This is a genomic window from Halobaculum gomorrense, from assembly GCF_900129775.1.
In the GTDB taxonomy this organism is placed as follows: Archaea; Halobacteriota; Halobacteria; order Halobacteriales; family Haloferacaceae; genus Halobaculum; species Halobaculum gomorrense.
The window spans coordinates 49,100-62,224 of sequence record NZ_FQWV01000005.1 but is presented as its reverse complement, the minus strand read 5'-3'; the positions used below and the strand labels follow the sequence as shown (position 1 = coordinate 62,224).

General features: G+C 69.1%; 17 protein-coding genes. 12 read left to right on the top strand and 5 right to left on the bottom strand.

Annotated elements, in window-relative coordinates; genetic code table 11:
- The first annotated feature begins 136 nt into the window (after positions 1-136).
- The 3 genes from BUE16_RS10040 (at position 137) to BUE16_RS10030 (ending at position 2,902) form a co-directional block, all read left to right on the top strand.
- Positions 137-1,582: a bifunctional ADP-dependent NAD(P)H-hydrate dehydratase/NAD(P)H-hydrate epimerase gene (locus BUE16_RS10040; protein WP_073309228.1), complete on the top strand. Its 1,446-nt coding sequence runs from the start codon at positions 137-139 to the stop codon at positions 1,580-1,582.
- A 1-nt stretch (position 1,583) separates the two neighbouring features.
- On the top strand, positions 1,584-2,102 hold the full coding sequence (gene moaC, locus BUE16_RS10035) for a cyclic pyranopterin monophosphate synthase MoaC (protein ID WP_073309226.1): 519 nt from the start codon (positions 1,584-1,586) through the stop codon (positions 2,100-2,102).
- Positions 2,103-2,176: 74 nt separating this feature from the next.
- Positions 2,177-2,902: a ribosome assembly factor SBDS gene (locus BUE16_RS10030; RefSeq protein WP_073309225.1), complete on the top strand. Its 726-nt coding sequence runs from the start codon at positions 2,177-2,179 to the stop codon at positions 2,900-2,902.
- Between the two features lie 58 nt (positions 2,903-2,960).
- Here BUE16_RS10030 and BUE16_RS10025 read toward each other — a convergent pair whose 3' ends face one another.
- Positions 2,961-3,302, bottom strand: coding sequence for an FUN14 domain-containing protein (locus BUE16_RS10025; protein WP_073309223.1), 342 nt, complete (start codon positions 3,300-3,302; stop codon positions 2,961-2,963).
- 192 nt (positions 3,303-3,494) lie between these two features.
- On the opposite strand from BUE16_RS10025, the gene hflX reads away from it, so the two are divergent.
- The 3 genes from hflX (at position 3,495) to BUE16_RS10015 (ending at position 6,013) form a co-directional block, all read left to right on the top strand.
- Positions 3,495-4,844, top strand: coding sequence for a GTPase HflX (gene hflX, locus BUE16_RS10020; RefSeq protein WP_073309221.1), 1,350 nt, complete (start codon positions 3,495-3,497; stop codon positions 4,842-4,844).
- Between the two features lie 121 nt (positions 4,845-4,965).
- Positions 4,966-5,106: a hypothetical protein gene (locus tag BUE16_RS16700; RefSeq protein WP_159435755.1), complete on the top strand. Its 141-nt coding sequence runs from the start codon at positions 4,966-4,968 to the stop codon at positions 5,104-5,106.
- A 91-nt stretch (positions 5,107-5,197) separates the two neighbouring features.
- Entirely contained in the window at positions 5,198-6,013 is an 816-nt protein-coding gene (locus BUE16_RS10015) for an inositol monophosphatase family protein (protein ID WP_073309219.1), read from the top strand.
- A 54-nt stretch (positions 6,014-6,067) separates the two neighbouring features.
- On the opposite strand, the gene BUE16_RS10010 is transcribed toward BUE16_RS10015, so the two are convergent.
- The 3 genes from BUE16_RS10010 to BUE16_RS10000 form a co-directional block, all read right to left on the bottom strand.
- The gene (locus BUE16_RS10010) at positions 6,068-6,403 is read right to left on the bottom strand and encodes a thioredoxin family protein (RefSeq protein ID WP_073309217.1); all 336 of its coding nucleotides are present in this window, start codon (positions 6,401-6,403) and stop codon (positions 6,068-6,070) included.
- Between the two features lie 242 nt (positions 6,404-6,645).
- On the bottom strand, positions 6,646-7,311 hold the full coding sequence (locus BUE16_RS10005; RefSeq protein WP_073309215.1) for a 2,5-diamino-6-(ribosylamino)-4(3H)-pyrimidinone 5'-phosphate reductase: 666 nt from the start codon (positions 7,309-7,311) through the stop codon (positions 6,646-6,648).
- 21 nt (positions 7,312-7,332) lie between these two features.
- Positions 7,333-7,665: an uS10/mL48 family ribosomal protein gene (locus BUE16_RS10000; RefSeq protein ID WP_073309213.1), complete on the bottom strand. Its 333-nt coding sequence runs from the start codon at positions 7,663-7,665 to the stop codon at positions 7,333-7,335.
- Positions 7,666-7,920: 255 nt separating this feature from the next.
- Here BUE16_RS10000 and BUE16_RS09995 point away from each other — a divergent pair, with 255 nt between their 5' ends.
- Entirely contained in the window at positions 7,921-8,382 is a 462-nt protein-coding gene (locus BUE16_RS09995) for a bis(5'-nucleosyl)-tetraphosphatase (RefSeq protein ID WP_073309210.1), read from the top strand.
- A 105-nt stretch (positions 8,383-8,487) separates the two neighbouring features.
- The gene (locus BUE16_RS09990) at positions 8,488-9,474 is read left to right on the top strand and encodes a DUF5787 family protein (protein ID WP_073309208.1); all 987 of its coding nucleotides are present in this window, start codon (positions 8,488-8,490) and stop codon (positions 9,472-9,474) included.
- Positions 9,475-9,490: 16 nt separating this feature from the next.
- On the opposite strand, the gene BUE16_RS09985 is transcribed toward BUE16_RS09990, so the two are convergent.
- A complete protein-coding gene (locus tag BUE16_RS09985; RefSeq protein WP_073309206.1) occupies positions 9,491-10,003 on the bottom strand; it encodes a DUF5797 family protein in 513 nt (170 codons plus the stop codon).
- Between the two features lie 157 nt (positions 10,004-10,160).
- Here BUE16_RS09985 and BUE16_RS09980 point away from each other — a divergent pair, with 157 nt between their 5' ends.
- The 4 genes from BUE16_RS09980 to BUE16_RS09965 all read left to right on the top strand — a co-directional run bounded on the left by BUE16_RS09980 (position 10,161) and on the right by BUE16_RS09965 (position 13,098).
- Positions 10,161-11,273, top strand: coding sequence for an alpha/beta fold hydrolase (locus BUE16_RS09980; protein WP_073309204.1), 1,113 nt, complete (start codon positions 10,161-10,163; stop codon positions 11,271-11,273).
- A gap of 159 nt (positions 11,274-11,432) precedes the next feature.
- Positions 11,433-12,209, top strand: a complete 777-nt coding sequence (locus tag BUE16_RS09975) for an enoyl-CoA hydratase/isomerase family protein (RefSeq protein ID WP_073309202.1) — start codon at positions 11,433-11,435, stop codon at positions 12,207-12,209.
- A gap of 197 nt (positions 12,210-12,406) precedes the next feature.
- Positions 12,407-12,646: a DUF5789 family protein gene (locus BUE16_RS09970; RefSeq protein ID WP_234972386.1), complete on the top strand. Its 240-nt coding sequence runs from the start codon at positions 12,407-12,409 to the stop codon at positions 12,644-12,646.
- A 125-nt stretch (positions 12,647-12,771) separates the two neighbouring features.
- Positions 12,772-13,098 carry a transcription factor S gene (locus tag BUE16_RS09965; RefSeq protein ID WP_073309200.1) on the top strand — a complete coding sequence of 109 codons (327 nt, stop codon included), beginning with the start codon at positions 12,772-12,774 and terminating at the stop codon, positions 13,096-13,098.
- Positions 13,099-13,125: the final 27 nt, after the last annotated feature.

Here is a 13,125-nt window from a genome sequence, read left to right as displayed (position 1 = left end):
TACTTGAGAACACTGGTGGGACGAACGTCACACGGTACTGCTTCCTCCGGCGGCCACTCCGCCCGCGGGTGAGGTCACGTCTCACCGGGTCCACCCCCGCGCTTTACCCGTTCCCCGCCGAACTCGGAGCCGACACATGATTTCCTCCGAGCGGATGGCGATGGTCGACCGCAACGCCGCGGCGCTCGGCGTCTCGACCGAGCAGTTGATGGAGTCGTCGGGCAACGCCGTCGCCCGCGCGGTCGGCGAGCGGGCGGCCCCGGACGATCGGGTCCTCCTGGTCTGCGGGCGCGGCAACAACGGCGGCGACGCGATGGTCACCGCGCGCTTTCTCGACGAGTTCGAGACCGAAGCGCTCCTCCTCGGCCGACCGGAGACGATCCGCACCGACATCGCCCGCGAGAACTGGGACGCGCTCGTCGAGAGCGATCTCCCTGCGCGGACCATCACCGACTCCCGCGAGTTCGACCTCGACGAGTACGGTCCGGACCTCGTCGTCGACGCGATGCTCGGCACGGGCGTGACCGGCGCGCTGCGCGAACCGGAGGCGACCGTCGCGCGCCGACTCAACGCCGCCGACGTTCCCATCGTCTCCGTGGATGTGCCCTCCGGCGTCGACGCCGACACCGGCGAGGCCGCCGGCACCGCCGTCGACGCCGACGCGGTCGTCACCTTCCACGACGACAAGCCGGGCCTCGCGAGCCTCGATTGCGACGTGACGGTCGCGGACATCGGTATCCCCGACGCCGCCGAGACGTTCGTCGGCCCCGGCGACCTGCTGGCGCTGGGCCGCGATGCCGACTCCCACAAGGGCGACAACGGCGAGGTGCTCGTGGTCGGCGGCGGCCCCTACACCGGCGCCCCCGCGCTGGCCGCCCGCGCCGCGCTCCGCGCCGGCGCCGACCTCGTCCGAGTGGCGTGCCCCGTCCCCGTCGCCCGCGAGATACAGGGGTACGGTCCGGACCTCATTGTCCGCGGGTTCGACGGCGACCGCCTCGCGCCGCGGCACGTCGCCGACCTGCTCGACCGCGCGGCCGACCAGGACACGGCCGTCTTCGGCCCCGGACTCGGCAGCGACGACGCGACGCTGGAGGCCGTCGCCGAGTTCCTCGCCGGCTACGACGGCCGCGCAGTCGTCGACGCCGACGCGCTGCAGGTCGTCCCGGAGGTCGACACGGAGGCGGAGCTAATCTGTACCCCGCACCAGGGCGAACTGCGAACGATGGGCGGCGAGACCGCCCGCGACTGGCGCGAGCGCGCCGACCTCGTCCGCGAGTTCGCCGGCGAACTGGGCCACACGCTGCTCGTGAAGGGTCGGCACGACGTGATCAGCGACGGCGCCGAAACCCGCGTCGGCCGCACCGGTAACCCGGGCATGACCGTCGGCGGCACCGGCGACGTGCTCGCGGGCGTGACGGGCGCGCTCGCGGCGCAGGTCGACTCGTCGCTCCAGGCGGCCGCGCTCGCGGCGTGGGCGAACGGCCGCGCCGGCGACGCCGCCGCCGACGAGTTCGGCGACGGTCTCGCGGCGTCGGATCTCCCGGACCGGATCCCACAAGCCCTCCGCGACGAAGGGGAGTGACATGAGCGACGACGAGTCCACCCCCGACCGCGACGCGCGGGCCGACGACGACCTGACCCACACCGACGACGCGGGCGACGTGCAGCTGGTGAACGTCGGCGAGAAGCCGGACTCCGCGCGTCGCGCCGTCGCGCGCGGGACGATCCATCTCACCGAGTCGACCGTCGAGGCCGTCCGCGGCAACGAGGTCAAGAAGGGCGACGTGCTCGCGACCGCCCGGATCGGCGCGGTGCAGGCGGTGAAACACACCTGGGAGACGATCCCGATGTGCCACCAGATCCCGATCACGAACGTCGACACCGACTTCACGGTGTCCGACGACCGAATCGAACTGGAGGTCGCCGTCGAGACGACTGGGAAGACAGGCTGCGAGATGGAGGCGCTAGAGGGCGTAACAACGGGTCTGAACACGGTCTGGGACATGGTGAAGGCCGCCGAGAAGGACGTGACGGGCGACTATCCGAACACGCGGATCACGGACGTGGAGGTCGTGACGAAGGAGAAAACCGTGCTGGAGTGAACTGTGCCGGGAGCCGTACTGCCCCCGTAGCGTCCGCCGGATACCTTTTAATCACGGCCGCGGAACCACCACCTATGATATCACTCGACGAGGCCGTCACCGCCAGACTGGAATCGCACGGCACACGGTTCGAGGTGCTCATCGACCCGGACGCGGCGCTGGCGATCAAGCGCGGCGAGTTCGAGGGCGACCTGGAGGACGTGATCGCCGCTGAGGACGTGTTCGAGAACGCCTCCCGCGGCGACCGCCCGCCCGAGGAGGACGTCGAGGAGGTGTTCGGCACGACCGACGCGATGGAGATCATCCCGGAGGTCGTCAAGCGCGGGGAGATCCAGATCACCGCCGAGCAGCGCAAGGAGATGCTCGAACAGAAGCACAAACAGCTCGTCAACCGGATCACGCGCAACGCGGTGAACCCGCAGATGGACGACGCGCCCCACCCGCCCGAGCGCATCGAGCGCGCGCTCGAGGAGGCGGGGTTCACCGTCGAGCCGATGGAGCCCGTCGAGAACCAGATCGACGACGCGCTCGACGCGCTGCGCCCGGTCATCCCGATCCGGTTCGACGAGGTGACGATCGCGGTGCAGCTGCCCGCCGACTACGCCGGCTCCGGGCAGGCGAAGGTGCGCGAGTTCGGCGAGCTGGAGCGCGAGGAGTGGCAAAGCGACGGCTCGTGGGTCGGCGTCGTCACGTTCCCCGCGGGGCTGCAGAACGACTTCTACGACCTCGTGAACGAGGTGTCCAGCGGAGAGGCCGAAACCCGGGTCGTGAAGGAAGAAGACGAGATCAGCCGTCGGTAGCCGCCGCGACCGAGCCGACCGAGCGTCGCCGCGGCGTACGAACGCCGCGGTCGCCTCGTTATCCCCGCTTGAAGCCGATGAAGAAGCCGCCGGTGAACCCCGCCGACACCGACAGCGTCGACAGGATCGAGCTCACCCACGACGGCGGCTGGCTCCCGGCCGCGACGTCGCTGGCGGACATGAACGTCGCGCCGAGCTTGTCCCAGTTGACGGTCAGGATGCCCCGCGATTCGAGGAATTTGAACAGCGCGAGCTCGATCCCGACGAGCACCGCGATCAGCTTCGCGACCTTCTTCGCCGCGAAGCCGACGATCCCGCCGACGACGGCGCCCGTCCCCAGCTCGAGGCCGAGCTTCTGCGGGTCGATTCCGAGCTGCGCGATCGCTTCTGGCCCTGGCATACCCTGGGTTGGGCCGTCCCCGGTTAAGTCGTTTGTGGGGCGAGAAGCGACAGGACGGGTGTCGGATATCGCCACGCGCGGAACGGCCGGACTGGGCAACCTACCCCGGTCGCGTCGGCGCGGAATTGAAGTCGACTGGCCCCGTACCCGCGAGTATGCGACCGACACGGACCATCGCGAACCGGGAGGTGGATGGAACCCATTCCTGACCGACACACCGGTGACGCGCCGACGGCGGTCGTCGCCAAGCGCGTCGACCGCGGGAGCGCCGACCTGACCGAGATCACGGAGCTGGCTCGCGCCGCTGGCTATGAGGTGACCGCGTCGCTCTCACAGGCCCGCGATCAGGACCCAGCGTACCACTTCGGCGAGGGGAAAGCCGACGAACTCGCGGCGCTGGTCGCCCGAGAGGACGCGGACGTCGTCATCATCGACAACGAGGTCGGCCCGTACCAGACGTTCAACATCGGCTCGAAGCTCCCGGAGGGCGCCGAGGTCGTCGACCGCTTCACGCTCATCCTCGACATCTTCGGCCAGCGCGCGCAGACGCGCAAGGCGCAACTCCAGGTCGAACTCGCGGAGCTGCGCTACGAGCTGCCGCGCGCCGAGGTGAAAGCGAGCCTCGCGAAGCGGGACGAGCGACCGGGGTTCATGGGGCTGGGCGAGTACGACGAGTCGCGCGAGCGCGACATCAAGGCCCAGATCAGCCGGATCAAAGACGAGCTCGACGCGATCGCCGAGACCGAGGAGAAGCGCCGCGAGCGCCGCCGGGAGTCCGGATTCGATCTGGTCGCACTGGCGGGGTACACGAACGCCGGCAAGTCGACGCTGCTTCGCCGACTCGCGGACGACCTCGCGGTCGACGAGAACGCCGAGAGGCACCCTGACCTCGACTCGACGGCCGAGTCCGAGAACCAGCTGTTCACGACGCTGGGAACCACGACCCGCCGCGCGAACACCGGTAAGCGGGACGTGCTGCTCACCGACACGGTCGGGTTCATCTCCGACCTGCCGCACTGGCTGGTGGAGTCGTTCAAGTCGACGCTCCAGTCCGTGTACCACGCTGACCTCGTCCTCCTCGTCGTCGACGCCAGCGAGCCCGTCGAGGAGATGCGCGAGAAGCTCGTCACCTCCCACGATACGCTGTACGAGCGCAACGAGGCGCCCATCGTCACGGTGTTCAACAAGGTCGACCGCCTCGGCGACGACGAACTCCGCCGCAAGCGCGAGGCGCTGTCCGCGCTGGCACCGAACCCGGTGTGCGCCTCCGGGCTGACCGCCGAACGGGTCGACGAGCTCCGTGCGCGCGTCGAAGCGGAGTTGCCCGACTGGAAGCGAGAGCGGCTGCTGCTCCCGCTGTCAGACGAGACCATGAGCCTCGTCTCGTGGGTCCACGACAACGGTCACGTCGACCGCGAGGAGTACGATTCTCAGCAGGTGGACCTGGAGTTCGAGGCGCCGCCGTCGGTCGTCGAGCAGGCCCGTTCGCGGGCGGCCGACCTCGATCACGAGGCGACGGCGGAGTCGGCGGAGTCGCCGTAGCGACCGACCGCCAACGCATTCCGCCGTCGACGTTCTCCGCACAGCTCCCCGTGGGTAGTCGGTTGGTACCGCAGTTAGGCGGTCGATACTAAACAGCGATCGAGTCGAGTCGCCGACCGACATGCGCGACACTACGTTCCACATCGTCTGCCGAGACTGTCCGACGGAACTGCTGGGCGACTCCGAACGGGCGGCCGCGCGGCTGGCCGCCGACCGCGAGAACGCCGCCGGGCACGACGTCGCCGTCGGCCGCGTGGAGTGATTGAACGGCGGCGGACACAACGCCGGGGTGTCGGCGGTGGACGAGAACCGGAGATCGACCGAGGCTTGTACCGGGCGCCCGATCGCCCGGTATGACCGACGAACCGATCCCATCGGCGGACGCCGACGACAGGCTCGCCGCCGCCGTCGCGGCCGCCGAGCGCGGCGGGGCTGTCGCGCTCGACTCCTTTCGCTCGGCGCTCGACGTAGAGACGAAGGCGGACGGCCCGATGGACGCCGTCACGGCCGTCGACCGCGCGGTCCAAGAGCGCATCTTCGAGTCCGTCGGTGACGCCTATCCCGACGACGCGGTCGTCGGCGAGGAGGGCGACGCGCTGAAAACGGTCCCCGACACGGGCGCCGCGTGGGTCGTCGACCCGATCGACGGCACCGTCAACTACGCGAAGGGGAACCGCGTCTGGATGACGAGCATCGCGGTCTGTCGCGACGGGGAGCCCGTCGCAGCAGCGAACTACGCGCCCGCGACTGACGACCTGTACGTCGCCGGCAGCGGCGACGCACGACGAAACGGCGATCCGGTGACCGTCGGCGACACGGCCGATCCGAACGCACTGCTCGTCAACCCCGTCTTCGGCGTCTCGGCTTCCCATCGAAGAGAGTTGTCGAAGGCCGTCGACACTGTCTGCATCGAGTTCGGCGACGTGCGGCGGTTCGGCTGCGCGCAGGCGGCGCTGTCGGGTGTCGCGACCGGCGAGCTCGACGCGGTCGCCTCGACGGTCGAACTCAACGCCTGGGACACCGCCGCCGGCGTCCACCTGATCCGGCGGGCTGGCGGCCGCGCGACCGACGTGCACGGCGATCGCTGGCGCCCCGGCTCAACGGGGTTGATCGCCTCGAACGGCGAGGCACACGACGCGCTCGTCGACGCGTTCGATCCGGTCGAGTGACGGCCCACCGACGCGGGCGTCGTCACCGCGGGAACCCGAGTCGCGCGCCGGAGCTTACTGCAGCCGCTCGATGACCTGCAGCAGCGACTCCTTTTTTTGTACGCCGACGAGCCGCTCGGCCTCCTCGCCGTCGGCGTAGAACTGCAGCGCCGGGATGCCGCGGACGCCGGCGTCGGCCGCGAGCTCTTTGAACGCGTCCACGTCGACCTCGAGAACCGTCAGCCCGTCGACTTCGTCCGCGAGTTCCTCGACCGTCGGCTCCAGCATCTTACACGGTCCGCACCAGTCGGCATAGTAGTCGACGAGCACGAGCCCCTCGCCGGTCAACTCCGCGAACTGCTCCTCGCTTTCGATCTCGATGGGTTCCCCGGCCGCGGTCTTGCTGCTCATACCGCGTCATTGGTGAGCTCGCGTGTTAACCGTTCCACTGGAATGCCGGGCTCGCGCACGACCGCTGCAGCCGACGTGATCGTGTCCGTCGGGCAGCGCCACCGTCGAGGCGGTTGCGACGCCGTCGCTGGCGGGTGGGCGAACAGGCGACTCGCGGTCGCGTCCGTCGGTGAGTCGCACACCCGCTGGGCGACGGACGGCGGCGGTCAGCGCACGCGACGGGGTGGCCCCGTCACCGCACTTCAATCTTCATAGGAGAGCAACACGCCGTCGTCGACGCGCGCCACGTCGACCAGATCGAGTCGGGGGAACTGGTCGACGAACCCGTCGCCGTCCGCAAGCGTCGGCGCGTCGCTGCCGCCGATCACGAGCGACCCGACGTAGAGGGTGAGTTCGTCGACGAGGCCGGCGTCGAAAAGCGAGAAGATCACCTCGCCGCCCCCCTCGACCATCGTCCGCTCGACCCCCTCGGTTTCGAGCGCGTCGAACGCCGCGCGGAAGTCGACGCGGCCGCCGTCGCCGCCGGCCTCCAGTATCTCCGCGCCGGCGTCCCGGAGCGCGTCGAGTCGGTCGGGGTCGGCGCGGTCGCTCACGAGCAGGTAGGTCGTCGCCTCGTCGTCGAGGATCCGGGCGTCCGTCGGGGTGCGGGCGCGCGAGTCGGCGACGACGCGGGCGGGCGTCGCCGGACGGCCGTTGCGGAGGCGCTGCACGCGGCGGTCCTCCTCGTCGAGCGTGAGGTGCGGGTCGTCCGCAAGGACGGTGCCGACGCCGACGAGCACGGCGTCGGCGGCCGCGCGGATTCGGTCGACGCGGTCGAAGTCGTCGTCACCGCTGATCCGGACTTGCTCGCGGCGGCGCGAGGAGAGCTTCCCGTCGACGGAGACGGCGGCGTTGACGTGGACGTACACGGCGGGAGGCAGGGGATGAGATCAGTTCTGCCGGTAGCCGAGCGGCTTCTTTTGCTCCAGTTCGATCTCGACGTGGACCGAGTCGGGGAAGTCCATGTGGCCGACCTCGCGGGCGATGTGGTCGTTGCCGTGGATCTCCAGCCGGCGGGCGAACACCTCGAACGTCCAGTCGCCGAGTCGGTCGCCCGAGGAGAGTCCCTCGTACAGCGGGACGCGGACGCGTTCGGCCGGCTCGGTGTGGGGCCCCTTGCACTCGGCGCCCTTCCGTTCGAGCATCTCGCGGATGCCGTTCACGGTGTCGTCGAGGGCGGCTCGGTCCCCGCTCTGGAAGCGGAGTTTGGTTACGAAGGTCATGAGCTGTGGGTCTACCCTCCCTGTTTCGCCGAAGCGGCAAAAGCGCATCTACCCGCGCGGCGCCACGTGGGCCACTCCCACGAAAGTCGACGGAGGGATGGGCCGCCGTCGCAACCACGGCCGTCGCCCCGCCCGCCGGACCACGTCGCCGGCGGCAGCATCGCGGACGCTCGGCGCCGTACAGGTGCCGTTCCGGCCGGTAGGCCAGTCTCCGCTCCGACATACTCTTGAACCGGGGTAGCTTACCTGTCGGCAATGCCGGTCGAAGCGACTAGCGCTGGAGCCATCCTCTTCCGCGACACCCGCGGCAAACGGGAGTACCTGCTCCTGAAGAGCCGACCCGGGGACTGGGAGTTCCCCAAGGGCGGGGTCGAAGGGGAAGAGGAACTCCAGCAGACGGCGATCAGAGAAGTGACCGAGGAGGCGGGAGTCGAAGACTTCCGCCTCATCGACGGCTTCCGCAGGGAGTACGACTACGTGTTCGAGGCGGGCGGAAGCACCATCCACAAGACGGTGCATCTGTTTATCGCCCACTCGTTCGAGGCCTCCGCGGAGCTGTCGACCGAACACCGCGACCTGCAGTGGCGCGACTACGAGCAGGCGCTCAACACCATCACGCAGGACGGTCCCCGCGAGATCCTCGAGGAGGCCCACGACTACCTGGACGAACTCCAGGCGACGGAGGCCGACGGCTACCTCCTCGAATCCGAGGGCTGATCGGGAGCGTCCACGCCGACACGGGGGAGCGAACCGCCGGCCGCGCGTCGCCGGCGCACCAGCGACACCGAAACCGGTTAGTTCGTGTCCGCGCCACCTCCGGGTGTGTTTCGGGGCGCCGGCGACAGCGAGTTCGCCTTCGAGCTGCTCGTCAGTCGGTGGGCCGAACTCGCCTGGCACCCCGCCGAGGGCGACCGACCGGTCGTCGTCGCGCGCCAACTGGGCACCCGCGAGCGCCGCTGGGACACGGTCGTGCTGGAGGTCGACCCCAACGCGCTGGCGGAGCGGCGCGCGTTCGGCGAGCGCGAACTCGACTCGGACCTCCTGCGCGTCGTCCGCGGCGCGCCCGTGGACTACCGGTGGTATCGGGACGCGCTGGATGACCTGGGCGTTCCCTGGCGCTACGTGCGCGAGGCCGTCCACCGCGCGGCCGGCCGCGACCTGATCGAGAAACGCCGCGGACGCAACGGCCGAATCGAGTTCCGTCGCCTGCGGGAGTACCCCGACTGGGTCGAGCGCGTCGTCGCGATCGAGAACAAGCCGGATCTGGACGCGAGCGCGGCCGCGACGCTGTCGGACCAGCTTCGCCACGACGTGCAGTCGGGGCTCGCAGACGAGGTGTGGGTCGCGACCTCGGCGACCGGGGACCGGGTGTCGCCGGCGCTGTTGGAGGACATCCCCGTGGAGGTCGGCGTCGTCGAGTTCGACTTCTCGGAGGGCGTCCGGGCCGACGCTGCCGAGGTGGTGTGGCACCCGACTGCACTCGACGCCGACGGCGACCCCCGGACCCGACTACTGCTGGCCGAGCGCGCCTACGGGAGGGGTTGGCGCTCGTTCCACGAGACGATGCGCCCCGACTGCCGCCACTTCGAACTCCGCAGGGAGAGGCGGGCGCTGGTTCCGTACTGCGCCGCGAACGGACGGGTGCCGACGGCCGCCGAATGCAAGGGGGGCTGCCCCGAGTTCTCCCCGGAACCGCCGCAGTGGCGGACGAACGGCTGGCCCATCGAAGGCGGACCCGGGAAGGGGATCCGGGCGCTGTTGGAGCGGCGGCGAGCGCGCGAGCGCCGACGGGCGGTCGACGAGGAGTGAGACGGAGCCGGTCGCGTCACTCGCCGCTCACGACGACCTCCACGTCCTCGCGAGGCACCGCGAGCCTGAACGTCGGCACCGTCCGGTAAATCACCTCGACGACGTTCTTGCGCCGGAGGCTCTGGAGCGCGCGACGCACGTCGTCTGCCTCCGGATCGACGCCGAACCCCTCGCGCACCCTGTTCAGCACGGAGACGACCGACTCGGAGCGCTCGTCGTGGTCGGCGACGACGCGGAACACCTGCTCGTGGAGTTCCGGGACCGTGATCCGCTCTGGCACCGCGTTCGGGTCGTCCTCGTCGTCGACGACGCCCGGTTCAGCGCCGGTGCGCTCCGCGGCCTCGCCCGTGGCGCGGATAAGGCTGTTGTCGTCGCGGTAGTAGTAGTCCTTCAGGTGGTTCTCGAGGTAGCTGTGCACGTCGCTGCCGCTGTCCATCCCCCACCGGTCGCCGAGTTCGCTGTTCTTGGTCGGCTGGAGCCGCACCACGTCCGCGAGCCGCTCCAGCTCCTCGTCGGTGAGGTCGCTCATCGCCGGGGGATTCCCCGCGGGAGTATTTGGGCCTCCCGGTTCGCCAGGGTCCGGGCCCGACCGGATCCATGTCGGAACTCTTGTATATTATTCAACACAACTATTGTTCATTGAGAATAATCGACAGTGGCCGCTCGACGGCCGAGCGGAGAGACCAATGACAGAAGAGACCCACAGTCCGGCGGACGCGCCGTCGGCGGGAGCGAGTCAGGTACAGCACGGGATCGAAAACGAGTACTACACCCAGGAGGTGCACGGGCCGTACGACTACTTCGACATGGACGCGTTCGAGCTGGAGAACGGCCGAACGCTCCGGAACTGCAGGATCGCGTACGCCACTTTCGGCGAGTTGAACGACGCGAAGGACAACGCGGTTCTCTTCCCCCACATGTACTCGGGAACGAGCAAGGACATGGAGATGTACGTGGGGGAGGACTCCGCGATCGACCCGAACGAGTACTTCGTGATCCTTCCGAACCAGATCGGCAACGGCCTCTCCACTTCGCCGCACAACACGCCGGCGCCGAACGGGCAGGCGGATTTCCCGAGCGTCCGGATAGCCGACGACGTACGCGCGCAACACCGCCTCCTCACCGAGGAGTTCGGTATCGACGAGCTCCAGCTCGTGCTCGGATGGTCGATGGGCGCCCAACAGACGTACGAGTGGGCGGTCCGGTACCCCGAGATGGTGAAGCGGGCGGCACCGATCGGCGGGACCGCGACGAATCCGGTCCTGAGCGGCCTGCTGGTGGACGCGCTCATGTCCTGTATCCGGTCGGACTCGGGGTGGGAGAACGGCTACTACGACGATCACCGGGCGGTTCGCGACGGGCTGAAGCGACACGCGCGAACGTGGCTGCTGATGGGGACGAGTTCGACCCTGTTCCGCGAGGAGGCGTGGCGCAAGGCCGGATTCACGTCGCTTTCGGACTTCGTCTACGGCGCGTGGGAGGAGTGGTTCCTTCCCATGGACCCGAACAACCTGTTGACGATGGCGTGGAAGTGGAAGCACGCGGACGTGAGCCGGATCACCGACGGCGACCTCGAAGCCGCCCTTGACCGGATCGAGGCACGCACCTACGTGATGCCGTTCGCCGAGGATTACGTGTTCACTCTGGAGGACTGCCGCGAGGAGGAGGCGATGATCCCCGACAGCGAGCTTCGACCGATTGAGACGCCCTGGGGCCACTTCGGAATGTTCGGATTCGACCCCGCGGACAAGGAGTTCATCGACGAGACCGTCCGGGAACTGCTCGACGAGGAGGTGTAACCGCCGGAACGATCCGAACCGGATCGTCGGCGACGGGCGCGCTCGGCGGCGACCTGGTGGCCGACGACGCTACCGGCGTCGGTCCGACGACGGCGACGACAACCGGCTTCGCATGTCGCGGGGGGAAGGGTTACGGTGTGTCACGGAGACTGACCGTGCGTGCCCGAATCCGACACCGTCATCCTCGACATCGACGACGAGATCGCCACGATCACGATCGACCGGCCGGACAAGCTCAACGCCCTGAACGTCGAGACGCTGGAGGCGCTCCAGACGGCCATCGCGGAGGCCGAGGAGGCCGACGTGCGCGCGCTCGTGCTCACCGGCGCGGGAGAAGAGGCGTTCATCGCCGGCGCGGACATCTCCTACATGAAGGACCTCGGCACGCCCGAGGCGCAGGCGTACGCCGAACTGGGCCACGACATCGCGCGCTCGCTGGAGACGTTCCCCGCCCCCAGCATTGCCGCGGTCAACGGCTACGCCTTCGGCGGCGGCTGCGAACTCGCGCTGGCGTGCGACCTCCGGGTCGCCGCCGAGAACGCCGTCTTCGGCCAGACGGAGATCGATCTTGGGATCGTCCCCGGGTGGGGCGGCACCCAGCGACTCCCCCGGCTGGTCAACGACGAGGTCGCCCGCCGGCTGATCCTCTTCGGCGACCGCATCGACGCGACCGACGCCCACGAGTACGGCATGGTCGGCGAGGTGGTCGCGCACGACCAACTCGATTCGCGGATCGACGACCTGACCGCCGACCTCGCCGCACAGCCGAAGTTTGCCGTCGCGGCGGCGAAGGAGGCGATCAACCAGTCCCACGAGACGGGGCTGGAGGCCGGGCTCGAGTACGAGCAACGCGTCTTCTCGGGACTGTTCGGGACGCACGATCAGCGCGAGGGGATGGACGCGTTCGTCAACAAGCGCGACCCCGAGTTCGAGTAAGGCGGGGCGCGAGCTGAGCGAACGAGGCAGATTCAGCGGGACGATAAACGCCGGTTTCAGCGGATCGGTCACGCCCCCCGTCTCGGGCCGCCCTGAGCCGACCGACACGAACCCAACCGATAGCAAAACGGCCCGGAGCTGACACTACCAAGATATCTCACGGCGGCGTAGCGTCGGCACAGATGACCACGGTCTAACTGTCGCGAGTGGAGTCGTTGTTCGAGGAGTTGACGTTCCCTGTCGCCCGCGATCACGCCGCGCAGCAGTTTTCCGACGTGACGCTCCGGTTCGCGGATGGCGACGGGAACCTCGGCGAGTACGTCGCCGAGTGCCCCAGCGAGACGTTCGACTCGGCAAACGACCTGTACGCAGATCTCAACAACGTCCTCCCGGTGGAAGCAGTCGGCGAACCCAGGCAGTCCGAGGGGGACGGCTGAGCGGCCGGCGCCGACTACCGCTCGGTCGGATCGTCGTCGCTGACCCTCCGGCCGCCGCCGTCGCGGCCGGCGCGGTTCCGGAGAGAACCCGGATCTTAAGTACGAAGCCGGCAGACCGAGGGGGTATGAACTTCTGCGACGAGTGCGGATCGATGATGAAAGCGGACGACGACACGTGGGTGTGCGGGTCGTGCGGCCACGAGGAGCTTCGCGACGAGGCGACGGAGGCGGGGATGACGACGACGCAGGGGCAAGAGGGGAGCGCCGTCGTCGACGTGTCCGAGATGGACCAGTCGGAAATCGGGCCGACGGTCGAGCAGAAGTGCCCGGAGTGCGACGAGGTACAGACGGTGCGCTACGAGATGAAGCAGATCCGCTCGGCCGACGAGTCCGAGACGCGCTTTTTCACCTGCACCGAGTGCGGCCAGAAGTGGCGCGAGGACGACCACTGAACGGCGCCGCGCGCGGCGAGCAGCCGT